We start from the raw sequence: 26,850 nt of genomic DNA, 5'->3' as shown, positions 1-26,850 counted from the left end.
CTCCCGGTCCTGCCGTCCTGTCCTTTGTTTCCAGATCCTCCGCCTCTCTTTCTTTCTGTCTTCCGGTCTTTACTCCGGCCTGTTTTCCATATATCTGGCCGCCACCTTAAAAAGCGCCATGGAATTGGCTCCCTTAAAGAGGACGCAGTCCCCGTCCTGCAGGGCCTGATCCAGATAGGCGGTCATCTGGTCTTTATCCGTAAACTCTGCCACAGGTGCGCCGGAGCGCTTTTTAAATTCCTCTGTCAGCGCCCTGCATTCTGCACCCAGGGTCACCAGCAGATGGATCCCGGCCTCTGCCGCAAAGATCCCCACCTGTCTGTGGGCGCTTTCTGTTTCGCGGCCCAGCTCCCGCATCTCTGCCAGGACCGCCACATGGCGCCTTTCCGGGTGAAGCTCCTTAAAGACCTGGAAGGCCGCCTTCATGGATTCCGGGCAGGCGTTGTAGGAATCGTCCAGAATCGTAAACCGTCCGGTCTCATGGACCTGCTGGCGGTTTTTGAAGCCCTGGCCCGTAAGGAGCCCCCTGGCCGCCTCCTCCATGGTCATGCCGCATTCCGCACAGACGGCCATGGCCGCCATGGCGTTCATGACATTATGCTGCCCCATGACGTTTAAGCGCACCCTCTGGCGGTCGGCTCCATGGACTGCCGTAAAGGAGGGAAAGCCGTCCTCAAAGCAGATGTCCACAGCCCGGAAATCACAGTTCTCCCCGGTGCCGTAGTATACGGTCCTTAAGCCCTCCCAGCCCTGGACTCCTTTAAGGAGAGGATCGTCTCCGTTTAAGATCAGAAGCCCTCCGTCCTTCATGCCGTCGGTGATGTGAAGCTTTTCCCTTAAGATATTTTCCTGGGAGCCCAGCTGGCCGATGTGGGTGATCCCGATGTTGGTGATCACCGCCATGTCCACCCGGGCGATGTTTGCAATGACCGTCATCTCTCCCGGCTCGCTCATGCCCAGCTCGATGACGCCCACCTGGTCATTTTCTGTGATCTCTGACAGGGTCACAGGCACTCCCACCTGGCTGTTGCTGTTCCCCGGGGTCTTATAGACACGGAATCTGGCCGACAGGGCGGCGGCGATCATCTCCCTGGTTGTGGTCTTTCCCACGCTTCCGGTAACGCCCACCAGCGGCAGGGTCAGACGGTCCCGCAGATAGGATCCGATCTTCTGCAGCGCCTTTTTCGTATCCTCCACCCGGATCACGGCGCAGCCGGCCCCGCCCTCCGGAAGCATAAGCTCCTGGCTGGTCAGCACTGCCGCCGCCCCCTGGTCCATCACCTGGGGAAGGAAGCGGTGGCTGTCCACCCGCTCGCCCAGCAGGGGCACAAAAAGGTCTCCCGGCTCCACCTGCCTGGAATCCAGGCGGATATGGGAGACAGGCGCTTCCTCACTCCCCGAAACCAGAACGCCGCCGCTTCCAAGGACCAGATCTTTTACTGTTACATGTTCCATTTATCTTATCTCCTTTACCGCTTCTTCCACCACTTCCCGGTCCAGGAAATGATGGCGGACACCATCGATCTCCTGGTAGTCCTCGTGGCCCTTTCCAATAATGGCGATCATATCCCCCGGCTCCGCATGGTGCACCGCATAAAAAATGGCCTCTCTCCGGTCCGGGATCACCAGATACCTTCCGCTGGTCCTTGCCATTCCGGTCTCGATGTCTTTTATGATATCCTCATTCTTCTCAAACCTCGGGTTGTCGGCGGTGAGGATACAGAGATCCGCCATTTTTCCTCCGATCTCTCCCATGGAGTACCGCCGCTCCTTTGCCCGGTTCCCACCGCAGCCAAAGACGCACACCAGCCGCTTCGGGCTGTAATCCCGGAGGGTGGATAAAAGGCTTTCCATGCTCATGGCGTTGTGGGCGTAATCCACAATGACGCTGCACCGCTCCGACACATGGGCGATCTCCATGCGGCCGTCCACCCGGACATTTTCCAAGGCGCGGAGGAGCTTTTTATCATGGCCCTCCTCTCCCAGGGCCAGGCTGCACACAGAAAGGGCCGCCAGGGCATTGTCTGCATTGAACCGTCCCGGCATTCCCACCCGGACCCTTCCGCTTAAAGCGCCATCCATATCAAATTCCACGCCCACGAACTGGTGGTCGCTGGCATAATGGAGGCCGCTTCCGGTAAAGTCTGCGCCGCGCTCCAGGCCATATGTATACAATGTACAGGAAGCATCCCGGACCACCTCTTCATAATGGTCCATGGCCCGGTTGACAACGCCGGTCCGGCAGACCGTAAGAAGCCTGGATTTATAATAGAGATACTCCTCAAAGCTTTCGTGCTCCTTTGGTCCGATATGGTCCGGGGAAATATTGGTAAACAGGCCGAGATCAAAGCAGATGCCGCCCACCCGGTGGAGCATCATGGCCTGGGAGGAGACTTCCATGACCATATGGGTACAGCCTGCCTCCACCATTTTTGCAAAATATTCCTGTACCAGATAGGATTCCGGGGTGGTGTTGGCTGTGGCATATTTTTCCGTGCCGATGACAGCCCCATTGGTGCCGATGAGCCCCACCTTTTTACCGGCGGCCTCCAGGATGGCCTTCACCATATAGCTGGTGGTGGTCTTCCCCTTGGTCCCTGTGATCCCGATGGTCACCAGCTTTTCGGCCGGATAGCCGAATCTGGCTGCGGAAAGCTCCGCCAGGGCCAGACGTCCGTTTTCCACCCGGAGCACCGTCACATCCCCGGGTACCGTCACATCCTTTTCTGTCACCAGGACCCGGCAGCCCTTCTCCAGGACATCCGGGATAAAGGTATGGGAATCCCTGGCGCTCCCTCTGATGCAGACAAATACCGTATGGGGCCGCGCCTTTCTGGAATCGTAGACCACATCCTCCACATCCTCGTCCAGGCTTCCCTGTACCAGGGTGTACGCCAGTCTTCCAAGCCAGTCTCTGATCTTCATTGTCCACTCTCCTTCTGTCAAGTCCAAAAACAGGCGGGGTCCGCCGTATACGGACCAGGGCCCCGCCTGTTCTTCCTTTTACTTAGAATAATCCTGTGATCTTTCCGTTCTCATCCACATCGATGCTGTCGGCTGCCGGTTTTTTCGGAAGACCCGGCATGGTCATAATGGCTCCTGTAAGGGCCACCACAAAGCCGGCTCCGGCGCTCACATATACGTCGCGGACCGTCAGCTCAAAGCCCTCGGGCCGTCCCAGCTTCGTCTGGTCATCGGATAAGGAATACTGGGTCTTTGCCATGCAGACCGGAAGCTCAGAAAAGCCCATGTCTGTGATCTTGGCAATGGCCTTCTTTGCAGCCGGGGAATAGGATACGCTTCCGGCTCCGTAGATCTCCTTTGCAATGGTCTCGATCTTCTCAGCGATCCCCAGGCTGTCCTCGTATAAGGGCTTAAAGTGGCTTTCCTTTGTCTCCAGGGTCTTGAGGACCTTCTCCGCCAGCTCCATGCCGCCGTCGCCGCCCTTGGCCCATACCTCGGACAGAGCGAACTCACAGCCTCTTTCCTCACAGAAGTTCTTAATGAACTCGTATTCTGCCGGAGTATCTGTTAAGAAGGAGTTTAAGGTCACCACCACCGGAACCTGGTATTTCTGGATATTTTCAATGTGCTTTTCCAGGTTCACGATACCCTTTTTAAGGGCCTCCAGGTTCTCTGTGGAAAGCTGGTCCTTGGGAACGCCGCCGTTGTACTTTAAGGCACGGACCGTGGCTACCAGGACCACCGCATCCGGCTTTAATCCGGTCTTCCGGCACTTGATATCAAAGAATTTCTCCGCTCCCAGGTCTGCACCGAAGCCTGCCTCCGTGACGGTGATGTCAGAAAGCTTCAGGGCCGTTCTGGTGGCCATGACGCTGTTGCAGCCGTGGGCGATGTTGGCGAAGGGGCCGCCGTGGACCAGGGCTCCCGAGTGCTCCAGGGTCTGGATCAGGTTGGGCTTTAAGGCGTCCTTTAAAAGAGCGGCCATGGAGCCCACCGCATGGAGATCCTTTGCAGTCACCGGCTCTCCTGCAAAATTATATGCCACAACGATCCTTCCCAGACGTTCCTTCAGATCGTCCATATCTGTGGCCAGGCAGAGGATGGCCATGATCTCAGAGGCAACGGTGATCACGAAATGATCCTCCCGGACAACGCCGTCGGCCTTGGCTCCCAGTCCGATCACGATATTTCTCAAAGCGCGGTCGTTCATGTCCAGGCACCGCTTCCAGAGGATCTGCCGGGTGTCGATGCCCAGGGCGTTCCCCTGCTGGATATGGTTATCCAGAAGAGCGGCTAATAGGTTGTTGGCCGTGGTAATGGCGTGGAAATCACCGGTAAAATGCAGGTTCAGATCCTCCATGGGCACCACCTGGGCGTATCCGCCGCCGGCAGCTCCTCCCTTGATCCCGAAGCACGGTCCCAGGGACGGCTCTCTTAAGGCCAGCATGGTCTTCTTTCCCGCTTTTGTGAGGGCCTGGGCCAGTCCGATGCTGGTGGTGGTCTTTCCCTCTCCGGCCGGAGTCGGGTTGATGGCAGTCACTAACACCAGTTTCCCATCGGGTCTTTCCCTGACCTCATTCCAGAGTTCATTGGAGATCTTGGCTTTATACTTTCCATAGAGCTCCAGATCGTCTTCAGAGATCCCGTACTGGGCAGCCACGTCCTTAATGGGCAACATTTTCGTTTCCTGAGCGATTTCGATATCTGTTTTCATAGTCCCTCTCCTCTTCTTGTTTCATTGTATCTTCACGCCGTTTCCGGCATCCGATCCATCTCCGCGCCTTCCTTCCGGCTAATAGCCTGCCTCTGTGAAGGCGTCAAACTCTTCCATGGACATGAGGATCTTTCTGGGCTTGGTGCCCTCTTCCTCTCCCACGACCCCGGCCTCGGCCAGCTGGTCCATGATCCTGGCAGCCCGGTTGAAGCCGATCTTGAACATCCGCTGGAGCATGCCGATGGAAGCCTTATCCTTTTCGATGATAAATCTTCCTGCATCAAAGAACAGGGTATCCCGGTCACTGCCGCCGGAAGCACCTCCGGCTCCTCCGCCCTGGTTCATCTTCTGCTCCACCGATCTGTCATAGCCTGTATCCTCATTCTGCTCCTTGATATAATCCGTCACCTGGGAGACCTCCTGGTCGGACACAAAGGCTCCCTGGACCCTTAAGGGCTTAGGATAGCCCGACGGATAGAACAGCATATCGCCGTTGCCCAGAAGCTTTTCGGCTCCGTTCATATCCAGGATTGTTCTGGAATCCACGCCGGAAGCCACTGAAAAAGCGATCCTGGAGGGAACATTGGCCTTGATGACACCGGTGATGACGTTGACTGACGGCCTCTGGGTGGCGATCACCAGATGGATCCCGGCTGCCCTGGCCAGCTGGGCCAGACGGCAGATGGAATCCTCCACCTCGCTGGATGCCACCATCATAAGATCTGCCAGCTCATCGATGATGATCACAAGCTGGGGAAGCTTTGCAGGGATCTGGTCCGCAGGCACATCCCCGGCCTCCATAAGGCTCTTCACTCTCGCATTGTATCCCTTTAAGTCTCTTACATTGCTCTGGGCGAACTTCTGGTACCGGTCCATCATCTCTGCCACCGCCCAGTTTAAGGCTCCCGCAGCCTTTTTGGGGTCCGTGACCACAGGGATCAGAAGGTGCGGGATCCCGTTATAAACAGAAAGCTCCACCACCTTGGGGTCGATCATGATCAGCTTCACATCCTCCGGCGAGGATCGGTAGATCAGGCTCATGATCATGGTGTTGATGCCCACAGACTTACCGGAGCCGGTCTGGCCGGCGATCAGAAGATGGGGCATTTTTGCCAGATCCGCCACCACCGGCTGGCCGCCGATGTCCTTTCCCACGGCAAAGGCCAGGCTGGAGGGGTGCTGCCTGATCTCCGGGCTCTCCAGAAGCTCCCGCAGATACACGATGCTGTTGACCTTATTGGGGACCTCGATGCCCACAGCCGCCTTTCCGGGGATGGGAGCCTCGATCCGGATGTCGGTGGCCGCCAGGTTGAGCTTGATATCGTCGGCCAGGGACTGGATCTTGCTGACCTTCACTCCCTGCTCCGGATGGAGCTCATACCGGGTCACAGTGGGCCCGCAGCTGATATTGGTGACGGTGACGCCCACGCCGAAATTCCGAAGCGTCTGCTGTAACTTAATGGCCGTCTCCTTAAATTCCTTTTCTGACTGGCCGGAGGCCGCCCCAGGCCCCTTCTTCAAAAGTTCCAGCGGCGGGGCCACATAGGGCTTTCTGGGTTTTTCCTCTTTTTTCTGGATCTCCTGGCGCACAGCGGCATCGGCAGCCTGCCTCTCTTCGGCAGCCTTTGCTGCCTCCGCCTCCCGCCTCCTCTTTTCCGCCTTCTGGCGGATGATCTCCTCCGCATCGGTCTCGATGACCTTCCCGGCGGCAGTGACGATCTGCTTTTTCTCCTCTGCCTTCTGGAGGACCGGGATCTCCCCGGTATTTTCTGTTTCCGCTCCGGACAGGACCCGGCCGGCCTGGATCTCCTCTGCTTCCGGGAAAACAGGCGCAGGCTCCGGCTCTTCTTTGGCGTCATAGGGCGGCTGGACCGATACAGGCTCCCAGTAATCCTCTGTCACCGCATAAGGCTCTGTATCCAGCTCTGCCAGGGACTCCAGCTCTCCGGTCTGGTCCTTTTCCGCATTCTGGAGGTTCCCGTTCCCGTCATAATCCTCATCCAGCCAGTAGCCGTCGTCCTCCGGCTCTGCCGGAGCATTCTTTGTCTTTCCAGGCTTTGCCATGGTCTCTCCCGGCTCCTCCCAGGGCTCCGTGAACGTCTCAGCCTCCGGAATGGCTTCAGAGGCAGCCTGTGCCGCCGTCTGCTCCATGGACGGCCTTCCTCCCTCCGGGAATACGTCCATATCTTCAAAGTCCCGGCTGCTGCGGCTCAGAAATACATCCTCGTCCCTGTGGGGCCTGGAAAGGGACAGATCCTCGTCAAAGGGAACTGTCTCCTTTTCCGGCTCCTTTCCGGCCATGGTGATATTCCCGCGGAATACATCTGCCGGATCCGGACGCGGCTCTTCCTTTTCCTCATGTACAGGGGACGGCTCCGGCTGGGGAGAAATGCCCAGAGCCGCTCTCCGCTCCTCCCGGTCTCTTCTGGCCGCCGCACGGGCCTTCTCCTCCCGTTCCACAGCCGTTTCCATTTTTTCCTCCGGCTTTCTGTCCGCGCTGAAACGGGCCAGATCCTCCTCTGTCACCGGCATGGCCATATCCGGCGTAAACCGCTCCGGCCGGCCGGCTGAAAGATCCGTAGAGTGCAGATTGACTCCCTGGACCCGCTGCTCCTCCCGCAAAAGCCGTTCTTCCTCTTTCTTCTCCTGGCGGATCTCCTTTCTCCGCTCGTGATCCTCTCTGGCGTACTGGTAAGCCTTTCCGCTTCCTTTTTTAACTGCCATCACAAAGGATCTCTCCGTGATGCAGACCAGGCAGAGGATCATGAACACCAGAAGCAGTATGTAAGAACCGGTGGCGCCCACAGTCTTATGGAGCGCCAGCACCAGTGCGCCGCCGATGACGCCGCCGCCCATGCCGCTTTCCCCGGCTGTTTCATAGATTTCCTTAAAGGTCTGGCCTTCCTGGTATCCGCCGCCGAAGATGAGCTGCGCCAGTCCGCAGAGCACGATCAGCAGCACCTCCACTGCCAGCATCTTATAAACGGCCCGGATATTTCCCTTATTGGAGGCATAAAAGATGGTGCCTAAAAATAAAAGGACAGGCGCCACGTATCCGATGCTCCCGAACACTCCCAGGAGCATGCTGCTGAACATATCCCCCAGCATGCCGCAGATATGGAAATTGCTTAAAAATAAAAATACACAGACGGCAAAGGTCCCCAGGATCACTGCCTCAGACTGTAAAAAGCTGCTGTCCGCCTCCTGTTTCTTTGTCCCTGTCCGTTTTGCCGCCGTCGTCTTCGTTCCCGCGGTTTTCTTCCCGGCTGTCTTTCCTGATGCCGTTGTCTTCTTTTTTGTATTACTTCCAGCCAAAATGAAAGCCCCCTATCTAAAAATCAGGGCAAAAACCCTCATTAAATAGTATACATAAAGTTTCTGGAAATTGCAACTTCTATCTGGGGGATGGGATCCGGGAGCCGGAAAAGCCTTGCCGCAGGCGGAAGGCCCGGGTCCCTCCCCTGCAGCAGGCTCCTGCCAGTTTTATGCCTGCTTTTCCCCGGTCCCCTCTCTTCCGGAAGAACCTGTTTCCCCGATCATCCCGTAAAGCTTTGCCAGGGCCTCCCGGATCCCGCCCACCTGGTCGATGAGTCCCTTTTCCACCGCATCCTTTCCCACCAGCACCGTCCCCAGATCCCGGGTCAGCATCCTGGTATTATGCATCAGCGCCTTTAAGCCGTCGTAGGAAATACAGCTGTGTTCCGACACAAAGCTCAGGATCCTGTCCTGGATCATTTCAAAATAATCATACGTCTGGGCAGCTCCGATGACCATTCCGGTCATCCGCACCGGATGGACCATCATGGTGCCCGTGGGTACGATAAACGAATAATCCGAAGCCACAGCCAGAGGCACGCCGATGGAATGGCTGTCCCCGATGACCAGGGAGACCGTGGGCTTGCTTAAGGACGCCAGCATCTCCGCCAGGGCCAGTCCGCAGCTCACGTCTCCGCCCACCGTATTGATGAGCATCAGGATCCCATCGATGTCCGGATCGTCCTCCACCTTCGCAAGCTCCGGCAGGATATGCTCATACTTGGTGGTCTTAGTGCTGCCCGACAGGTTTTCATGGCCTTCGATCTCCCCGATAATGGACAGCAGATGGATCCGTCCCTTCCTCCCGCCTCCCAGGGTCACCTGGCCGTTTTCCCGGATCCGTTCCTCCTGGTCCTTTTTTTCGCTGGCATCATTTCCCATAAAAAAACTCCTTTCCCACACATTTTTTCTTATTCTGTGTGAAAAAGGAGCTTTCTATGCATTCAGGATCAGTCGCCGATGACGTCCACGATCTTTAAGGGCGTCCGGTAGTTCCAGGAAGAGATCTTGATCCCACTCCTTCTGCTGGCCGCATGGATGATCTGGCCGTTGCCGATGTACATGGCCACGTGGTTGATCTTTCCACGGCTGTTGCCATAGAAGATCAGGTCTCCAGGCCTCATCTGGCTGGATTTGATCCGGGTGCCCCGCTTGGCCTGGTCCCCGGAATAGTGGGGCAGGGAAATGCCGAAATGCTTCATCACTGACATGGTAAAGCCGGAGCAGTCGGCTCCCCGGGTGAGGCTTGTCCCGCCCCAGACGTAGGGATTTCCCAAAAACTGCATGGCGTAGTTTACGATCTGGCTTCTGAGGGAGGCGCTCTCCTCTGCCGGAGAGAATTTAATGGCCTCTGCCAGGGCATACCGCACATCCACATAATCGGTGGAAACGTAGGCCGCAGATACCTCATCGGCCCCGTCGCCTTCTCCGCCTTCGTCGAACTCGATCTTTACCCAGCCGTCTAACTGCTCGGCCACATGGTATCTCTCATTGTTGGAGATCTGGGTCCAGATCTTCGCATCGGTGCTGGGCTCCGTCCGGGCGTTCAGCCGGTCGGTGCTGACAATGGCCATGAGCTCCGCGTGCTCCATGGCCGCCTGGCGGGCCGCATCTCCGGTGAGAATGAACTCACTGCTCACATAACCGGTGATGTTGCCGGAACGGATCTTATACCAGCCGTTCCCCGTATCCTCCAGGATCTCGCAGCCGGCATAGCTGGGGAGCTTTCCGATCACCTTCTCGTCCTTTCCGGCTCCCTGGCGGATGTTTAGGTAATTGGTCACATTGGACACGCCGGGATTGTCATAATAATTAAGGACCATGGCGCGGACATCCAGCTTTCTTGCCTCATTTAAGGAAAAACGCTTTTCCGCAAATTCAGAGGAGATATAGCCGCCGTCGATCTGGTACCAGCCGTCCTCCTCTCCCAGGATCTCATACCGCTCTCCCTCTAAGCACTGGCCCACGATGTTGGAGTCAGTGGAGGGCTGCTCCCGGATATTCAGATTGTCGGTGGTGACCACCGCCCGGTCTGTGACCATGGACAGGGCCTTTTCCTTTGCAGCATCGCCGGTGATCACATACTCAGAGCTCACATAGCCGTCGATCCCGCCGGAATTGACGTGATACCAGCCGTCCAGGGTCTCCTGGACCTCACAGGCGCTGCCGTCCATGAGCTTTCCCACCACCTGGGAACCGGACTCCGGCTTTTTTCTCATATTCAGATAGCCGGACACCTGGACGACCCCGATATTGGCATAGGAATCCACCACAGCCTGGGCGTTGGCAAGCCGCTCCGCATCCCTGGCCTGGCGGGAGGCCTCCTCAGCGGCCAGCGCGCTTTCATCCAGCGTCCCGGCTTCAGGGCCCGTTTCCCCTTCCCCGGAGGTTTCCGTTGCTGCCGCCGGCTTTTTATCCATATATCCCTTTACGGCCTTCCCGCCGAAAAAGATCCCGGCCGCAGCCACGCAGACCACCGCGGCAGCCAGCGCATATTTTCCATAGGGCGGACGGTTCCGTCTCCGCCTCCTGGCCCGGTTTAAGGACGCCATATAATCCGCTACATTTCCTTCATCTTTCATTCTTAAAACACTCCATAGAAATTCATTTGGTTATAAGTTTACCATAAAAGCTCGAAAAAAGCAAAAGAAAAGAATGCGTCCGGGAGCATTTTCCCAGGACGCATTCCTCCATCCTCCATTTTTCCAGCCATCCGGCCTTTATTTCAGGAACTCCCGGTAGACACGGAAAACATTTTTATAGAAGATCTTCTCGATCTCCTCTGTGGAAAAGCCTTCCTTCTCCAGACGGGCCGCCAGAAGCTGCATGTCTCCGGCATTGGTGATCTCCATGGACACGGCCGCTCCGTCAAAATCCGATCCCAGGCCCACGGAATCGATCCCGCCCACACGGATGATGCGGCGGATATGGGCCACCATATCGTCCAGGGATGTTTTCATGGGATCCCCGAATTTTTCCTTATCCCGGAGGAATTCTGTAAAATAGTTGACGCCCATGACGCCGCCCTTTTCCCCGATCCCGCGGATCATCTCATCCGTCAGGTTCCGGCAGTGACGGCAGACGGCTCTGGCACCGGAATGGCTGGCCACAAAGGGACGCTTCGCATGGCTGATCACATCCAGGATCCCCTTATCGCCCAGATGGGACACGTCGGCAATGATCCCCAGGCGCTCCATCTCCTCCAGGAATTCAAAGCCCTTTTCCGTAAGTCCCTTTTCTGTTTCCGGCACGAAGGAATCCTGTCCCGGCCCCAGATATTCATACCGGTTGGGGTACGCCAGCTCGTTGGGGAAATTCCAGGTGAAGGTGAACATACGGACGCCCAGCTCGTAAAAGATCCGGAGATATTCCAGCTTTCCCTCGCAGATGGCTCCCTCCTCCATCGTAAGGAGAGCGGACATACGTCCCTCTGCCATGTTTTTTTCAATGTCCCGGAAGCTTCTTACGATCCCGATCCGGTCCGGATATCTGCGGAGCTCTGTGAAAAACGTATCGATGAGACGGAGCGCATACTCCGGAAGGGGCATTTTCCCCTTAAGGTTCTCCATATGGGCGAATACGGCAAAGTTCTGTACCGCATAATCCCCCCTCTCCATTTTCTCCAGGTCGATGTGCAGGTTGTTTTTTAGGATCCCGCATTCTTCTCCTGCCTGGCGTTTTGCATAGATCTCAGCAATGGTATCGCAGTGCATGTCTGCAACTTTCATTTCCTATGTACCTCCCAATCATTCTGTCTTTCCCCATTATAATCCAGGAATGGGCATTTGTCACCTTCTTTCTCTGTCCCTTATTCGCTCCGCAGGGCGTCGATGGGGTTCAGTCCCGCCGCCCGGCTGGCAGGCATATAGCCGAATACCAGGCCGATGCCCACCGAAACAGAGAAGGAGATCAGTACCGACGAAAGGGTGGGAGGCGCTTCGATGCCCATGAGACCCCCGATCCCGATGCTGGCCAGAGAGCCCAGCAGAATCCCGGCGATCCCGCCGATGGTGCTGGTCACCGCTGCCTCAATGACAAACTGCTGAAGGATCACGCGTTTCCGGGCTCCCAGGGCCTTGCGGATCCCGATCTCCCTGGTGCGCTCTGTGACCGATACCAGCATGATGTTCATGACCCCCACGCCGGCCACCAGAAGGGAGATCCCGGCAATGCCGCCCAGCATCATGGACATCATGGCGATCTGATCGTTCAGTGTGTCCATCAGAGAGCTCATGGCTGTCACCGAGTACAGATCCTCATTTTTCATTTTGCTGTATAAGAATTCCTCCAGAGCCGCCGTACAGGCCTCCGTATCGTTGATATCATAGGATGTGAAGGTGTAATTGCTTATGACGGCGTTTCTGGCGATCTTGGCCGCCCGGGAATAGGGGATCCACACGAAATCGTCGGTACATCCGTCGTCGAAGTCCGCGGCGCTTTCCGTCTGCTGCTCCACAACGCCCACCACTGTATAAATTATCCCCGTTGAGCTTTATTTTCTCGCCCAGGGCTTTTTCCGGGCTTCCAAAAAGCTCCGACGCCACATAGGCTCCCACCACGGCCACCTTCTGGCGGGAAGCCATATCGGAATAGAGCAGGTTCCTGCCACAGGAAAGCTCATAACCCTTGATGGCAAGCTGGTCCTCGCTGTATCCTCCCACGGTGGTGGCGTCCATGGTGTCGCTGCCGTGCTTCACGGTGGCGCTTACGGAAACGCTGGGCGTCATTCCCTGGAACAGATCCTGATTCTCCTCATAAAATTCGTAAAACTCCTCCACATCAATGGTCCTTGATGGCAGGGACCTGTAATTGACGGTGATCTGGTTAACGCCCATGCTGGCAAAGCTCTCCGTCATATAAGACATGTATCCGTTGACGATGCCCACCAGGATGATCACAGAGGCCACCCCGATGATGATCCCCAGCATGGTAAGAAAGGAGCGCATCTTGTTTCCCCAGATACTCTTTAAAGCCATTTTAAATGATTGCAGCATATTCTTTCACATCCCCATCAAAATTGATCCTGCCGTCTATGATCCGCACCACCCGTTCTGCCTCCAGGGCAATGGAGCTGTCGTGGGTGATCATAACGATGGTATTTCCCTCCCGGTTGAGCTTCTTTAAAAAATCCAGAACCTCCCGGCCAGTTTTGGAATCCAGGGCGCCGGTGGGCTCGTCAGCCAGGATCAGCGACGGATTTCCCGCCAGGGCCCTGGCAATGGAGACCCTCTGCTGCTGGCCGCCTGAAAGCTGCTTTGGAAAATTCCTCCACTTTTCTTTCAGTCCTACCCGTTCCAGGGATTCCATGGCCCGTTCCCTCCGGTCCCAGGGATCCATGCCCGCGTAAAGGAGGGGAAGCTCCACGTTCTCCAGAAGGTTCAGCTTTGGAAGCAGATTGTACTGCTGAAATACGAAGCCGATCATGGTGTTCCGGATCTGGGCCAGCTGGTTGTCCGTCATATCGCTTACGTCCTGGCCGTCCAGAAGGTATTCCCCCTCCGTGGGAACGTCCAGGGCTCCGATGATGTTCATCAGCGTGGATTTTCCGCTGCCGGATTTTCCTACAATGGCCACAAACTCTCCCTTTTCAATGGTAAGGGAGATCCCGTCGCTGGCCCGCACCTCCTCGTCCCCCATCTGGTAGATCTTATAGATGTCCTTCAGCTGGATCAGAGGGATCTTTCCTGCGCTCGTGTTTTTTTCCATGGACCGCACTCCCTTCTTATGGTCTGGGGCCGCCGCCCATGCCGCCTCCGCCGCCGGGGCCGCCTTCCATTCCGCCGCCCATGCCGCCGGGGCCCATCATCATCATATCCATACTGGTGCCAGAGCCAGAATCCGGATCCATGTAGACCTCATCTCCCTCGGAAAGCCCGGAAAGGATCTGCACATAATCGTCATTGATGATCCCAGTCTCCACCTGGACGGCCTCAAAGCCGTCGGGAACGCCGGACTGGCCCTGGCCGGAGCTGCCGGACTGGCCGCGAGCCGCTTCTTCGGAGCCGTCTTCTGTTCCTTCCGTCTGGTCTGCCTGGCCGGAGGACGGATCCTTTTTCACATATACCCGGTTTCCCCGCATAAGGGCTCCCGCCGGGATACAAAGGGCATCCTGGGCGCTGTCCAGGATAATGGTGGCATCCACGTTCATGCCCGGAAGCAGGTCTCCCGTCTCTTCCAGGGTCACTGTCACCGGATAGTTGGTAACGCCGTTGGAATAGCTTCCCTCCAGACTTACATTGGTGACCGTGCCTGTGAAGGTCTCCCCCTCCACAGCATCGGCGGTGATCTCCACGGTCTGCCCGGCCTTCACGCTCCCCACATCCAGCTCATCCACCGACATGGACAGGTTCATGGCCGACAGATCATAGATCACAGCCATCACCGTATTCCCGCTGGTCCCCTTGGTGATCTTATCTCCGGCCTTGGCGTTTTTCGTAATGACAGTGCCGGAAATGGGGGCGGTAATGGTATAGTCTCCGATGGTATCCTGGGTATTTTCCAGCTTATTCTCTGCATTTTTCACATTATCCCCGGCAGTCTCCAGGGCGTCCTTAAAGGTTTCCAGATACTTTGCAGCCGACTGGTCCGTGGCCTTAAAGAGGGCGGTCCCGTTGTCCACAGAGGCTCCTTCGGAAACCAGAAGGTTCTCCACCTCCAGGCTTCCCTGGCCGGACAAGTCCGCGCTGAGGGTCGTCTCCGTTTTTGGTACAAAGGTCCCAGGCTCACAGCTGGAAGCCTCTCCCACAGCTGCCGCAGCCTGTACCAGAGTTGTAAGACCTCCGGGGTTTTCCACCTCCACGGTCACAGCCTTTACCAGGCGGCCCCCGGAAAGCGTCTCCTCCATACTGCTGACCACCGTCACGATTCCCTGGAGCTCCTCTCCCGTATCCTCCAGAGTCAGCACTGCCGGACTTCCCACCTGGATCTGCTCCGCTTCCGCCGAAAGGAATGGAACCGTCAGCTTCATGACAGAATCATCATAAATATCTGCAAGCTTTGTCCCATTGGAAACCTTATCGCCCTCCTTGATATATAAGGTCTTTACATATCCGGAGACAGATGCCTTATATGTGTTCCCCGAAAGCGTTCCGGCGGCCTCCTCATAGTCCTCCTGGGCCGACTGCTGGCTTTCCCTGGCCCTTAAAAGGCTGGTTTCCGCAGAGCTTAAGTCCGAATCCATGGAGGAAGCGTCGATCCGGTATAAAACCTGATCCTTTTCCACCACATCCCCCTCTTCAAACAGGGCCTCCAATACTTCGCCCTCCACCAGGGAGGTGACTTCATAGGTATCCTTAGGAGACAGGGAGCTGGATGCCGTCAGCTCTGAGGTGATGTCCATGACGGCTGCCTTCGCTGTCTGCACCTTGTCTGCCGTATCGGATGCCTTGACTGCCTGCTTCTGTTTCCAGAGGAAAAATCCCCCAAGGCCTGCCGCCAGGACAGCCGCCAGAAGGACCGCTGTCCGGATCCCCTTTTTCCTTTTTTTCTTTTTAAAAGCTTTCTTTTCTTCCATGCCCGCTCCTTTTATTCATCTCCCACTACGTCTACCACTGTATACGTGGGATTTTCTTCGGTACCGCTCTTTTCCCAGACGATGGCCACATCGTCACCCACGCCGTAATCGCCATAGACAGAAAACAGATACTGGAGCTCAGAACCGTTTATGGTAAACACGTCCCCGTCCTCCGCATTCTCCTGGTCATGGGAGTTTAACACCACCGACACCGGTGTAAAGGGGTCCGAAGCCGAATAATAGATGGCCTTAATGCGTCCGTCGGTGGCTCCCTTATTTTCTCCATCGCTGGAATAGGCGAAAATCGTCTTTGTCTCCTCATGGTAATAGACTACAGTGGCGTAATCGTTGATCTCCTCCTCATCCGAGGACTCTCCGTTTAAGAACATCACTGCCTTATCCAGGGAAAAGGGCACCAGGTTTTTCAGGTTCCGGCTGGCCTGGTTTAAGATCTTTGGCCCCTTTAAGCTGTTATCTAAGATCGAAGAGGTGTTCACCTCTCCGTCGGAGTTGTAGGTCAGATCGAACACCTTGCTTCCATACTGCCCTCCCTCCTTCATCTGGGCCTTCATAAGGTTATAGAAAAGATGGATGCAGTCCTCCCTGGTCAGGACCTCGTTCTGGTCCCTGAAGATCCCGGAGTCCAGAGACAGGGCCGAAAATTTCGCCATCCGGTTCCCGTTGAGATTTCCGGAAAAATCCTCGTTGGTATAGCCTAGCAGGCCCAGGACGCCTTTGGCCGCATCCCTTAGGGTCACCCCCTCCTCCGGCTTAAAATTGCCGCCCAGAAAACCGCTCATCCATTCATTGGAAGAGGCCGTCCGGATGGCGGAGGCGTACTGGCTGTCCGCAGACACATCGGCGAACACCGCCCCGTAGACCGGAGCTCCGTAGTTCTGCCTCTGGGAGGAGGCCTTTACCAGCATCCCGGCAAACTCTTCTCTTGTTACCTCTGCATTCCGGTCGCTGGTGGTCAGGATCCCCAGCAGGCTCACCACTTTTTTCTTCATTTCAAAGGTGCTTTCCGCCCCGTAGGCCGTTGCAGTCATTCCCGCCGACACGGCACATACGGCTGCCAGCACCGCCATGGCTTTTCCTCGGTTCATACGATCTCTCCTTTTATATTTATTTTATAATCATAAAGGAAACTTTATAAAACATGTAAACTTTACCAGATGAATGTGTTGAATCTGTGAAGGGCACGGCGGGATTTTATGAACTTTCTGTGTTTTTTTGTGTCCTACGGCAGCTGCGGCCAGAAACTCTTCTATGCCGGGCGAAAAAAAAAGGCCCCCAAGGCCAGATCTAAGTCTGACTTTCGGGGGCCGGTTCCAACGGCTCCAGCTTCTGGAAGAACTCCTACATCAGCGGCGCGATCAGCCGCAGGGTCCGTCCCCAGAACCGGTGCATCAGCGGCAGGGATTCATAGGATTCCATGGACATGCGGACACATTTTTTCAGTGTTTCGTCGAAATCTGCCCGGATATCCCCGACCACCGGATTCTTATAAATATATACGGCGCACTCGAAGTTCAGATACTGGCTCCGGAAGTCCATGTTGATGGAGCCCACCACTGCCTTTTCATCGTCACTGACAAAGGTCTTGGAGTGAATAAAGCCGGGCAGGTACTCATAGATCTTCACTCCGGCCTCCATTAACTCCGGATAATAGGAATGGGCCAGCATAAAGGCGTATTTCTTATCCGGGATATGGGGCATAACGATGACCGTATCCACTCCGCGCTTGGCCGCATAGGTGAGGGCCGTCACCATATCGTCGTCCAGGATCAGGTACGGCGTCATAATGTATACATATCGTCTTGCCTGGTAGATGATATCCAGATAGACCTGGTGGCCCACCGGCTCCCCGTCCAGGGGGCTGTCGGAAAACGGAATGGAATAGCCGTCCATGTTTAAGGCAGGGCTGTGGAAATGATCTCCCGTATCCAGGAACGGCCCATAATCAAAGTCATATTCCGGCCGGAAGGCACAGACGCTCCACATCTGTAAAAACATAACTGTGAAGCTTTTCACCGCCTCCCCCTTCAAGCGGATGGCATTGTCCTTCCAGTGACCGAACCGGACCTTCCGGTTGATGTACTCGTCCGCCAGATTGACGCCTCCGGTAAATGCCGTGTGGCCGTCGATCACCAGGATCTTTCTGTGATCCCGGTTATTCTGGCTGGTGGAGATAGCCGGCCGGATGGGGTTGAAGATCCGGCAGCGGACTCCCCTTGCCTCCAGCTCCTTCGGATAATCGTGGGGCAGGTTTGAAAAGGAGTTCATTCCATCATAGAGGACGCGCACGTCCACTCCGGCCGCCGCCTTTTCCTCCAGGATCTTAAGGACACTGTCCCACATCTCTCCCCGCTGGATGATAAAATATTCCAGGAATATGAACCGTTCTGCTGCCTTAAGCTCCTCCAGAAGATCCGGATAAAAATCGTCTCCCAGCGGATAATATTTGAAATTTGTCTTATCGTAAACCGGATAACCCGCCCGTTCCGAAAGATAGCGGCTTAGGTTTGCGTTCCTCCGGTTTTCCTTCATAAGCTTTGCCGTGATGGCCTCATTCTGGTTTAGATAGGAACGGGTACGGATCTTGATGTCTGCGATCCGCTTGGCCAGGATCTTAGTCTCCATCTGCAGCTGCACAAAAATGTAAAACAGGCATCCAAATACCGGAAACAGAAGGACAGGAACCAGCCAGGCCATCTTAAAGCTGGCATTCTGCTTTTCATTTAAGATCCGGATCGCCAGGACGGCGCTGACCAGGCCGAAGGCGCCGTATCCATACGCCTGATACCGGTCGTCCAGCCAGAAATAGATCCAGGCCAGAACGGCGATCTGCAGCGCCATGAACAGGATAAAGAACGTGGTACGGCCAAATATGATCCTTAAAAGCCCGCGTTTTCCCTTTCCTCTCACTTCCTCTGCTACCATAGTTCCTCCTTCCTACTGTTCCAGGGCCTGTCTCAGATCCTCGATGATATCGTCCACATTTTCGATCCCAACGCTTAAACGGATCAGGGACGGATCCACGCCCGCCTCCACCAGCTGCTCATCCGAAAGCTGACGGTGGGTATGGCTGGCAGGATGGAGGACACAGGTCCTGGCGTCTGCCACATGGGTGACGATGGCCGCCAGCTTCAGCCGGTCCATAAACACTCCCGCAGCCTCCCGTCCTCCTTTTAAGCCGAAGGAGATCACTCCGCAGCTTCCCGAGGGCATATATTTCTCTGCCAGGGCGTGGTACTTATTATCCTTTAATCCGGGATAATTGACCCAGGCCACATCCTCTCTGGCAGAAAGCCATTCTGCCACCTTCTGGGCATTCTCACAGTGACGCGGCACCCGTAAATGCAGAGTCTCCAGACCGATATTCAGTAAAAATGCGTTCATGGGAGCCTGGATGGAGCCCAGATCCCGCATCATCTGGGCCGTGGCCTTGGTGATATAGGCCTTCTTCCCAAATTTTTCCGTATAGACCACGCCGTGGTAGGAATCGTCCGGGGTCGTAAGTCCCGGAAATTTTTCCGCGTGGGCGTTCCAGTCGAAATTTCCGCTGTCCACGATACAGCCGCCCACAGTCAGGGCATGGCCGTCCATATATTTGGTGGTGGAGTGGGTCACGATATCGGCCCCCCACTCAAAGGGACGGCAGTTGATGGGGGTTGCAAAGGTATTGTCCACGATCAGCGGAACTCCGTGCTTATGAGCCAGTCGGGCAAATTTTTCAATATCCAGGACCACCAGGGCCGGGTTGGCAATGGTTTCTCCAAACACTGCCTTCGTATTGGGGCGGAAGGCTTTCTCGATCTCCTCCTCCGGTGCGTCCGGATCCACCAGCGTCACGTCGATGCCCTGCTTCTTCATGGTCACCGTAAACAGGTTGGAGGTGCCGCCGTAAATAGTAGCGGCGCTTACAATGTGATCCCCAGCGCTGCAGATATTAAAAACAGCAAAGTAATTGGCAGCCTGGCCAGAGGAGGTCAGCATGGCAGCCGCGCCTCCCTCCAGCTCACAGATCTTTTCCGCCACTGCGTCGTTGGTGGGATTGGCCAGTCTCGTATAAAAATATCCGTCCTCCTCCAGATCGAACAGACGGCCCATCTGCTCGCTGCTGGAATATTTAAATGTAGTACTCTGGTAAATGGGAAGCACTCTGGGCTCTCCGTTGCCGGGATTCCAGCCTCCCTGGATGCAGACCGTTTCCGGATGATGGTTTCTCTTTTCCATGATGTTTATCCTCCTGGTGCCTGATTCTTTTGTCTGTGGCTGCATTTTCATCCGTGCAGCCACGCTTGTTTACACGCTAGTGTATCACAATTCCGTTAAGGATACAAGGATTTTAAGGCTGCACTTGAAAGGCCCTCTCCTTTCATGTATAATGATTCCTTGGGAATCGTGCCGTCCGTGCGGCCTGTTTTCCCTGCACAGGGGCCCATGCCCCTATATTAAACCCTATATTAAATAAGAAGGAGAAGATTATGGAACTTGTCTTCAATATCATCAAGGGCGTCATGATCGGCATTGCCAACGTGATCCCCGGCGTATCCGGCGGCACCATGGCCGTTTCTTTCGGCATTTACGACCGGCTGATCAACAGTATTTCCGGCTTCACAAAGCATGTGAAGGAAAGCCTGGCCCTGCTGTCCCCCGTTCTTCTGGGCTGCGTCCTGGGCATCGCCGGCTTCACCTACGCCATCGAATATCTGCTGGAAAACCATACCTTCGTCACCTGCATGACCTTTGTGGGGCTGATCCTGGGCGGCCTTCCGGCCCTTTACAGAGCCATGAACGAGAAAAAAGCCACCGGCAGCGGAAAAATGGGCGCCGGAGCCATTATAGCCTTCCTGATGGCCTTTGCCGTATCCGCAGGACTGCCCCTTTTAAAAACCGGCGGGGATACCTTGGCGGTCCTCCCGGTCAACGGCTCTACCATGGCCATCCTCTTTGTGCTGGGGATCGTTGCCTCTGCCACCATGGTGATCCCTGGCGTATCCGGCTCCATGATGCTCATGGTCCTGGGCTACTACTACGGCATCATCAACACCATCACCAGCTTTTTAGACGGACTCCGGACCATGGACCTGGCGGCCTTAAAGGACGGCTTCCTGCTGTTAGCTCCCTTTGGCATCGGCGTTCTCCTGGGGATCGTTCTCATTGCCCGGCTGATCTCCTTCCTGTTTGAACGGTACGGCGTCCAGACCTATGGGGCCATCCTTGGCCTGGTGCTGGCCTCTCCCTTTGCCATTTTTTACAACACAGGATTATTTGGAGAGCTTTCCTCCCTGTCCATCTGGGCCGTCCTTCTGGGCATTATGCTGATGATCGGCGGAGCTGTGGTCACCAATTTCGTCGGGGAAAAGTAAATTAATTGTTGTCCTCTTCCGGAGAATGTGATATCATATTAGATGTTCTTAATTTTGTATCACTATTATAAATATTTACTTATAAAAGGAGAATGTTTATGGGCGGTATATTTGGCGTAGCATCGAAGACCAGCTGTACCATGGATCTTTTCTTTGGTATCGACTACCACTCCCATCTGGGAACCCGGCGCGGAGGCATGGCCGTATACGGCGAAAACGGCTTCCAGCGCGCCATCCACAACATCGAAAACACACCCTTCCGGACCAAATTTGACCACGATCTGGATGAGCTGGAGGGAACTCTGGGCATTGGCTGTATCTCAGACATGGATCCCCAGCCCCTGCTGATCCGTTCCCATCTGGGAACCTATGCCCTGACCACAGTCGGGGTGATCCGCAATCCCGAAGAGCTGGTAAAGGAGGCCTATAACAACGGCCACGTCCATTTTATGAGCATGAGCGGCGGAAAGATCAACGATACGGAACTGGTGGCCTCTCTGATCGACCAGAAGGACAGTCTGGTAGACGGACTCCTTTACGCCCAGGAGCGGATCCAGGGCTCCATGTCCATGCTTCTCCTGACACCGGAAGGCATCTACGCCTCCCGGGACCGCTACGGCCGCACCCCCATCACCATCGGCCAGAAGGACGGGGCGTTCTGCGCTTCTTTTGAGAATTTCGCATATCTGAACCTGGGATACCGTCATTATTCAGAGCTGGGCCCCGGCGAGATCGACTTTATCACGCCCGAGGGCGTGGAATGCTTAAGCGCTCCGCGGAAGGAAATGAAAATGTGCGCCTTCCTGTGGGCCTACTACGGCTATCCCACCGCCAGCTACGAAGGCGTCAGCGTGGAAAAAATGCGTTATGACTGCGGAAAGCTCCTGGCCAGAAGAGATAAGGGCGTCACCGCCGACAGCGTGGCCGGCGTACCCGATTCCGGTATTGCACATGCAGTGGGCTATGCCAACGAATCCGGCATTCCCTTCTCCCGCCCCTTCATCAAATATACGCCCACCTGGCCCCGGTCCTTTATGCCCTCCAGCCAGAAGCAGAGGAACCTCATTGCTAAAATGAAGCTGATCCCTGTGGACGTGCTGATCCGGGATAAAAAACTCCTGCTGATCGACGACTCCATCGTCCGCGGGACCCAGCTGGGAGAGACAACAGAATTTTTATATGAAAGCGGCGCAAAGGAGGTCCACGTAAGACCGGCCTGTCCGCCCATCACCTTCGGCTGCCCGTACTTAAACTTCTCCCGCTCCAGATCCGAGTACGATCTGATCACACGACGGGTCATCCGGGACCGGGAAGGAGAAAACGTTTCTGAAGAAACACTGGCCACCTACACCGATCCCGACAGCCAGAATTACAAGGAAATGGTAGAAGAGATCCGGAAACGGCTCCACTTCACCACCCTCCGCTTCCACCGCCTGGACGATCTGGTGGAATCCATCGGCATCGAGCCGTGTAAGCTCTGTACATACTGCTGGAACGGGAAAGGGTGATGCAGAAACGGCCCCCGCCCATTCACGCAAACGGAAGCATCGTGTTTGCGCGAACGGGCGGGGGCTGTTTTGGTTGTGGCGGGGGTGAGGGAAAAGAAAATCTGGCCTGTGAGGCTCTTTTGCTCCACCGCCGCATAAAAAAGGACCCACATTGCCGCAAACACGATGCTTCCGTTTGCGGCAATGTGGGTCCGTCCCCTTAATGGTTCACAATATCCATGATAATATCGGCAGAGGCGTTCTCGATCTCGTTGACCACGTACTGGGCCTCCTGCTCCTCTTCCTTAGTACCGTCCATCTGATGGGCCTCAGCCTCGGCCATGGCCTCATTGGCGGCTACCTTGTTCTTATCCACGCGGGTTCCGCACTTATTGCAGAATTTGGAGTTTTTGTCGATGCGTGCTCCGCATTCAGAGCAGTAAATGCAGCCGTCCATTCCTGTGAGACGTTCTTCCAGCTCTCTCTTTCTCTCCAGGCTGCTGCGGATGGAGGTGAATTCCATAAAGAATTTTTCCTCCTCTGCCTCTGTGGCGTTCTGGAATATTTTTTTTCCCACAGTCGCATACAGCTTCGCTACATTTTCCTTCTCTTCGTTGATCTGGGAGCGGATGGAAACCGCATCGGAGATCTCCTTTGTGCGCTTTGCCACCTGTTTTCCGGTGCTGCTGATGCTTCTTTTCACTTCATCAAAAATAGACATAACTCTGGTTACCCCTTTCCTTTGTATATACGTCTATCTTATCCAATCGGGGCCATAAAGTCAATCCTTTTTCCCAGCCAGGCCCCAGGATGCCTGGTAGGCACCCTCCGGGTCGTAGGAAAACTCCTGGCGGATGAATTCCGGTATCTCATAAGGGCTGAAGCCCATGGTCACCGGCTCTCCCGACTGGGTCCCGTCTGCCTCTGGCGTCAGATATACCTGGACCATAAAGCCTCTCTCGCGGGGCGCCAGGTCGTTGAGATCAAAGAACCAGCTGCGTTTTCCTGCCTCCAGCACCTGTCTGATCTGCTCTTTTGCCTCTGCCGTGCCATCGTTCCGGATCATCAGGCTGCTGGTTTCCTTATCCTCTTCAGTCACCTCCCAGCCTGCCTCCTCGTACTCTTTGTAAAATGTGAAATCCTCATAATGGCAGACGATCTCCATGCGCTCCACGTCCTCTGGCTCCAGCTCCTCTGGAAGAGCGGCTCCCGCCTCTTTCAAAAGCCCCATGGTCTTCGTAAAGGAAGGGTACACCGGGAAGAAGTTCACCCGTGGATCCATGTCCCTGAGGCGGAAGGAGCCGGAAAAATTCTGGGTCCTGGAGGCGGAAATGGCATTCAGATACTCTTTCTCTGCCTCTGTAAGGAACCGCAGGGCCGTCACCGGGATCTCCTCCGTCCGTTCTGTAAGGGACAGCGCCTCCAGCTCTTCCTGGTAAGCCGCCAGAAGCTCTGCTGTCATTTCCGGATCCTCTGTCACCAGGGACGCCTGGTTCCCGTCGGAGATATAGATGCCTGTGGTGGTTTCCGGATGGAAGCTCATGACCGGATATGCGCCCTTTTTATATTCTGCGCTGGCATATAACCGTTCCATCAGGTCCATGGACTCCTTCATGTCGATACGGTAATATCGGTAACGGAGACTTCCGTTTTTCTCCTTAAAGCCCACTTCGATCCGGGCCATGTATGCGTCGTCGCCAGCTGGCTCCTCCAGATTCTGGAACCGGATGGCCTTGGACTCCTCTGCGGCGGCGATCCCCGCCTCCACCAGATCCTTCACCAGGCCGTAATCGGTGATCTCCATGTTTCCGGCCGCATAATCGGATCCGTCCATATATTTCCACAGATATCCGCTCTGCTCCGTTTCCCTTCTTCCGCCTTCTGCGGCCACCGGCAGGCCGTAATCCTGGAAATCTCCCAGGGAGTAGGTAAATACGGATGCAGACTGGAATTTCTCCTCTGAGGGCAGGTAGGAGTCGTAGCCTATAAGGTCATACCGGAACACGCCGATGACCGCCAGGGCCAGGACGGCGCTGATGCCCAGATGGACCGGGTTGGCAAAAAGCTTCCGGAAATCGAAATTGTAAAGGATCTCGATGATGCCGTGGCTGATGAAAAGGGCGAACACGAAACCGAAAGCAGCCCAGCCCAGGCTTTCGTAATACATGTTCCAGAATAAAAGGCACATGAGGATCGTGACGGGCACCACCAGAAGGATCTTAATGGGCGCCTTTGTCATCCGGAAGGCCATGGCTCTTCCGGCCGCCTCTGAGGGACGGAATTTATAAAGAAGCCCGGCAATGACTGCCAGAACAAGGCCCGCCAGAAGGGCCGGCAGGATCCTTCCCATCAGTTCTCCATACCGCGCCATGGGAAGATCCGCTCCTTCTCCCATCAGCGACACATAATAGGGGACTGGGGATCCGTGGATGATCCACTCAGTGATTCCGGAGATCCGCTGATTGGTCGTGACGAAAAACATCTGCATCAGTCCCTGGAACAGGACTGCCACCGCAGGCACATAGCCAAACAGGACGATGCCGCCCAGAACAGAAATGAAGAAGTTTCCGGTGAGCATCACCGCAGCCGTCATGAGCCCGTAGCTCAGCAGAAAGCCCGTCATATGCACCAGGAAGGTCCAGAGCGCTCCGGAAACCATCCCCGGTACTGATGCCCCGGCAGCCCCCAGGATCCCCAGAGTAAACAGCAGGTTCACCAGATACATGGAACCGATGATCAAAATCCCGTCCACAAAGCGGACCGTAAAGAGGATCTCCCGGCGCACGGGAATGCTGTGGTAAAAATCCACCTGCTTTCTGGAATGGAGATACAAAAAGCCTGTAAGGGCCAGGACCAGGGCCGCCGTGATCACAAGGAAGCCCATGACCACATTCTCAAGGCCGATGCTCTCGACTGCCAGCTCCCCAAGTCTTCTGGAAAATTCTGTTTCCGCCGTATTTCCGGCTCCGAAATCATAATTTCCCGCATCTTCCATCCAAAGCGCATACTGCTGCTCCAGGTTTGTGACGCCCATGGCAGCCAGCACAGGCATCGCAAAAAAGAAAGTCAGGAAGGAAAGCCCAAAGGCCCAGAGCCTGCGCTTCAGGTCCTCCTTCATCAGCCTAAAAAATAAGCTTTTTGACGTCATAACCAGCCACCTCCGTTTCACTGATAAAGATCTCCTCCAGGGACAGGGGGATCGCCTCAAAAAATACCGGCTCGCAGGACCGCATGGCGGCCTCCACTTCCTCCCTGGTCCCGCGGACCGTGATCGTAGAAAGACTTCCCCGCCGCTCGGTCTTAAGGATCTCTAAGCCTGGGATCTCCCCGGCCTCCATTCCCGGCCGCAGCACGCACTGGATCTTGTGGAGATTTAATTTCATATCATCCAGATCCTTCGATAACAGGATCCCGCCCTTGTGAAGGATCCCCACATGATCGCAGATGTCCTCCAGCTCCCTTAAGTTATGGGAGGCGATGATGGGCGTTAAATTCCGCTCTGCCATATCATTGGCAAACAGGCTCTTCACAGCCTGGCGCATCACCGGATCCAGCCCGTCAAAGGTCTCGTCACAGAACAGATATTCCGTATTGGCACAGAGCCCCAGGATCACGGAAAGCTGTTTTTTCATTCCCTTGGAGAAGGTGGATATCTTCCTCCGTCTATCTAGGGAAAAGGATTCCAGAAGACCAGTGGCTCTCTGGACATCAAAGGAGGGATAAATACTTTTATAAAAAGCCATCAACTCCTGGGGCGTCCCGTTTCCGAAGAAATACTGGTCGTCGGAAATATAGAAAAACCGTCCCTTGACCTTCGCATTTTCATAAACGTCCTCGCCGTCGATCTGGATGGTCCCCTCGTCCGGCTTAAGGACTCCGCAGGCCATCCGCAGGAACGTGCTTTTTCCGGCCCCGTTGGTACCGATGAGGCCAAAGACGCAGCCGTCCTTGATCCTGGCATCGATGTGGTCCACGGCCACGATGGAATCAAATTTTTTCGTGAGATTTTTTGCCTCGATCACGCCTGGTCACCTCCCTCTCCTTCTGCCGCCTGGTACTGGATCTCCACCATATTTTTTATCTCTTCTCCGGAGATCCCCAGGCGGATCGCCTCATCGATCACCTCGCTGACCTGGATCAGCAGGTCTTTTTTCCGTTTTTCCTTCATAACGCTGTTTTCTGCCACGAAACTTCCCTTCCCTTTTACTGTATAAATATATCCCTGGCGTTCCAGCTCCCCGTAGGCCCTCTGGATCGTATTGGGATTGATCGACAGCTCCATCGCCAGGCTGCGGACGGAAGGCAGCGGCTCATTCTCTCCCAGGATCCCCAGAAGCATCAGCTCTTCCAGCTTTTCAGCCACCTGCTCGTATATGGGCCTCCGGTCTTTATAATCCAGTATGATCATACGCCCCTCTCTCCTTTCCGGCCGCTTTCTGTTTCCGGCCTTTTATAAGTGTATTAACACTCTTAATACACTTA

At 55.4% G+C, this 26,850-nt stretch carries 18 protein-coding genes and 1 pseudogene; 2 read left to right on the top strand and 17 right to left on the bottom strand.

Translation table 11 applies throughout. The annotated features are described in order from the left end of the window. Window positions 1-69 precede the first annotated feature (69 nt). From OCV69_RS01250 to OCV69_RS01190, 13 genes and pseudogenes are all read right to left on the bottom strand, one after another. On the bottom strand, window positions 70-1,455 hold the full coding sequence (locus OCV69_RS01250) for a UDP-N-acetylmuramoyl-tripeptide--D-alanyl-D-alanine ligase (protein ID WP_158357048.1): 1,386 nt from the start codon (window positions 1,453-1,455) through the stop codon (window positions 70-72). Then, window positions 1,456-2,925, bottom strand: coding sequence for a UDP-N-acetylmuramoyl-L-alanyl-D-glutamate--2,6-diaminopimelate ligase (locus OCV69_RS01245; protein WP_158357047.1), 1,470 nt, complete (start codon window positions 2,923-2,925; stop codon window positions 1,456-1,458). Window positions 2,926-3,007: 82 nt separating this feature from the next. Continuing rightward, a complete protein-coding gene (locus OCV69_RS01240) occupies window positions 3,008-4,678 on the bottom strand; it encodes a formate--tetrahydrofolate ligase (protein ID WP_158357046.1) in 1,671 nt (556 codons plus the stop codon). Window positions 4,679-4,756: 78 nt separating this feature from the next. Next, window positions 4,757-7,993 carry an FtsK/SpoIIIE family DNA translocase gene (locus OCV69_RS01235; protein WP_262562913.1) on the bottom strand — a complete coding sequence of 1,079 codons (3,237 nt, stop codon included), beginning with the start codon at window positions 7,991-7,993 and terminating at the stop codon, window positions 4,757-4,759. Between the two features lie 168 nt (window positions 7,994-8,161). Then, window positions 8,162-8,875: a ClpP family protease gene (locus tag OCV69_RS01230; protein WP_158357045.1), complete on the bottom strand. Its 714-nt coding sequence runs from the start codon at window positions 8,873-8,875 to the stop codon at window positions 8,162-8,164. A 68-nt stretch (window positions 8,876-8,943) separates the two neighbouring features. After that, a complete protein-coding gene (locus OCV69_RS01225) occupies window positions 8,944-10,575 on the bottom strand; it encodes a C40 family peptidase (protein WP_158357044.1) in 1,632 nt (543 codons plus the stop codon). A gap of 138 nt (window positions 10,576-10,713) precedes the next feature. Then, window positions 10,714-11,721 (bottom strand): dipeptidase, encoded by a 1,008-nt coding sequence (locus tag OCV69_RS01220; RefSeq protein ID WP_158357043.1) that lies wholly within the window; start codon window positions 11,719-11,721, stop codon window positions 10,714-10,716. Window positions 11,722-11,801: 80 nt separating this feature from the next. Continuing rightward, window positions 11,802-12,987, bottom strand: a pseudogene (locus tag OCV69_RS16920) (ABC transporter permease). After that, the gene (locus OCV69_RS01210) at window positions 12,971-13,699 is read right to left on the bottom strand and encodes an ABC transporter ATP-binding protein (protein ID WP_022274673.1); all 729 of its coding nucleotides are present in this window, start codon (window positions 13,697-13,699) and stop codon (window positions 12,971-12,973) included. The pseudogene OCV69_RS16920 and the gene OCV69_RS01210 overlap by 17 nt, the downstream one beginning before the upstream one ends. A 16-nt stretch (window positions 13,700-13,715) precedes the next feature. Then, a complete protein-coding gene (locus OCV69_RS01205) occupies window positions 13,716-15,506 on the bottom strand; it encodes an efflux RND transporter periplasmic adaptor subunit (RefSeq protein ID WP_158357042.1) in 1,791 nt (596 codons plus the stop codon). A gap of 11 nt (window positions 15,507-15,517) precedes the next feature. Beyond that, window positions 15,518-16,612 (bottom strand): S-layer homology domain-containing protein, encoded by a 1,095-nt coding sequence (locus OCV69_RS01200; RefSeq protein WP_158357041.1) that lies wholly within the window; start codon window positions 16,610-16,612, stop codon window positions 15,518-15,520. 253 nt (window positions 16,613-16,865) lie between these two features. After that, window positions 16,866-18,449 (bottom strand): cardiolipin synthase, encoded by a 1,584-nt coding sequence (gene cls / locus OCV69_RS01195; protein WP_158357040.1) that lies wholly within the window; start codon window positions 18,447-18,449, stop codon window positions 16,866-16,868. Between the two features lie 12 nt (window positions 18,450-18,461). Continuing rightward, a complete protein-coding gene (locus OCV69_RS01190; RefSeq protein ID WP_022274670.1) occupies window positions 18,462-19,745 on the bottom strand; it encodes an O-acetylhomoserine aminocarboxypropyltransferase/cysteine synthase family protein in 1,284 nt (427 codons plus the stop codon). 251 nt (window positions 19,746-19,996) lie between these two features. Between OCV69_RS01190 and OCV69_RS01185 the strand changes: the two genes are divergently transcribed. Both OCV69_RS01185 and OCV69_RS01180 read left to right on the top strand, forming a co-directional pair. Continuing rightward, window positions 19,997-20,881, top strand: coding sequence for a DUF368 domain-containing protein (locus tag OCV69_RS01185; protein WP_158357039.1), 885 nt, complete (start codon window positions 19,997-19,999; stop codon window positions 20,879-20,881). Window positions 20,882-20,979: 98 nt separating this feature from the next. After that, the gene (locus tag OCV69_RS01180; RefSeq protein ID WP_158357038.1) at window positions 20,980-22,389 is read left to right on the top strand and encodes an amidophosphoribosyltransferase; all 1,410 of its coding nucleotides are present in this window, start codon (window positions 20,980-20,982) and stop codon (window positions 22,387-22,389) included. A gap of 199 nt (window positions 22,390-22,588) precedes the next feature. Here the strand turns inward: OCV69_RS01180 and OCV69_RS01175 are convergent, their stop codons facing one another. The 4 genes from OCV69_RS01175 to OCV69_RS01160 are packed head-to-tail and all read right to left on the bottom strand — an operon-like array spanning window position 22,589 to window position 26,776. Further along, entirely contained in the window at window positions 22,589-23,089 is a 501-nt protein-coding gene (locus OCV69_RS01175) for a zinc ribbon domain-containing protein (RefSeq protein ID WP_158357037.1), read from the bottom strand. A 60-nt stretch (window positions 23,090-23,149) separates the two neighbouring features. Then, entirely contained in the window at window positions 23,150-25,516 is a 2,367-nt protein-coding gene (locus tag OCV69_RS01170; protein ID WP_158357036.1) for a DUF6449 domain-containing protein, read from the bottom strand. Next, on the bottom strand, window positions 25,491-26,390 hold the full coding sequence (locus tag OCV69_RS01165; protein WP_158357035.1) for an ABC transporter ATP-binding protein: 900 nt from the start codon (window positions 26,388-26,390) through the stop codon (window positions 25,491-25,493). The genes OCV69_RS01170 and OCV69_RS01165 overlap by 26 nt, the downstream gene beginning before the upstream one ends. Beyond that, window positions 26,387-26,776 (bottom strand): GntR family transcriptional regulator, encoded by a 390-nt coding sequence (locus tag OCV69_RS01160; RefSeq protein WP_158357034.1) that lies wholly within the window; start codon window positions 26,774-26,776, stop codon window positions 26,387-26,389. Before OCV69_RS01160 ends, OCV69_RS01165 begins: the two co-directional genes overlap by 4 nt. Window positions 26,777-26,850: the final 74 nt, after the last annotated feature.

Source organism: Alitiscatomonas aceti (assembly GCF_025567195.1).
GTDB classification, from domain to species: Bacteria; Bacillota; Clostridia; order Lachnospirales; family Lachnospiraceae; genus Alitiscatomonas; species Alitiscatomonas aceti.
Note: the sequence above shows the minus strand (reverse complement) of the source record. Positions and strands in the feature narration are given on the sequence as shown.

Excerpts from the sequence above, each read along its gene's own strand:
- cls (WP_158357040.1), bottom strand. The coding sequence starts at position 18,449 with ATGGTAGCAGAGGAAGTGAGAGGAAAGGGAAAACGCGGGCTTTTAAGG.
- OCV69_RS01160 (WP_158357034.1), bottom strand. The coding sequence starts at position 26,776 with ATGATCATACTGGATTATAAAGACCGGAGGCCCATATACGAGCAGGTG.
- OCV69_RS01210 (WP_022274673.1), bottom strand. The coding sequence starts at position 13,699 with ATGGAAAAAAACACGAGCGCAGGAAAGATCCCTCTGATCCAGCTGAAG.
- OCV69_RS01175 (WP_158357037.1), bottom strand. The coding sequence starts at position 23,089 with ATGTCTATTTTTGATGAAGTGAAAAGAAGCATCAGCAGCACCGGAAAA.
- OCV69_RS01185 (WP_158357039.1), top strand. The coding sequence starts at position 19,997 with ATGGAACTTGTCTTCAATATCATCAAGGGCGTCATGATCGGCATTGCC.
- OCV69_RS01245 (WP_158357047.1), bottom strand. The coding sequence starts at position 2,925 with ATGAAGATCAGAGACTGGCTTGGAAGACTGGCGTACACCCTGGTACAG.
- OCV69_RS01205 (WP_158357042.1), bottom strand. The coding sequence starts at position 15,506 with ATGGAAGAAAAGAAAGCTTTTAAAAAGAAAAAAAGGAAAAAGGGGATC.
- OCV69_RS01250 (WP_158357048.1), bottom strand. The coding sequence starts at position 1,455 with ATGGAACATGTAACAGTAAAAGATCTGGTCCTTGGAAGCGGCGGCGTT.
- OCV69_RS01240 (WP_158357046.1), bottom strand. The coding sequence starts at position 4,678 with ATGAAAACAGATATCGAAATCGCTCAGGAAACGAAAATGTTGCCCATT.
- OCV69_RS01200 (WP_158357041.1), bottom strand. The coding sequence starts at position 16,612 with ATGAACCGAGGAAAAGCCATGGCGGTGCTGGCAGCCGTATGTGCCGTG.
- OCV69_RS01170 (WP_158357036.1), bottom strand. The coding sequence starts at position 25,516 with ATGACGTCAAAAAGCTTATTTTTTAGGCTGATGAAGGAGGACCTGAAG.
- OCV69_RS01225 (WP_158357044.1), bottom strand. The coding sequence starts at position 10,575 with ATGAAAGATGAAGGAAATGTAGCGGATTATATGGCGTCCTTAAACCGG.
- OCV69_RS01180 (WP_158357038.1), top strand. The coding sequence starts at position 20,980 with ATGGGCGGTATATTTGGCGTAGCATCGAAGACCAGCTGTACCATGGAT.
- OCV69_RS01190 (WP_022274670.1), bottom strand. The coding sequence starts at position 19,745 with ATGGAAAAGAGAAACCATCATCCGGAAACGGTCTGCATCCAGGGAGGC.
- OCV69_RS01230 (WP_158357045.1), bottom strand. The coding sequence starts at position 8,875 with ATGGGAAATGATGCCAGCGAAAAAAAGGACCAGGAGGAACGGATCCGG.
- OCV69_RS01220 (WP_158357043.1), bottom strand. The coding sequence starts at position 11,721 with ATGAAAGTTGCAGACATGCACTGCGATACCATTGCTGAGATCTATGCA.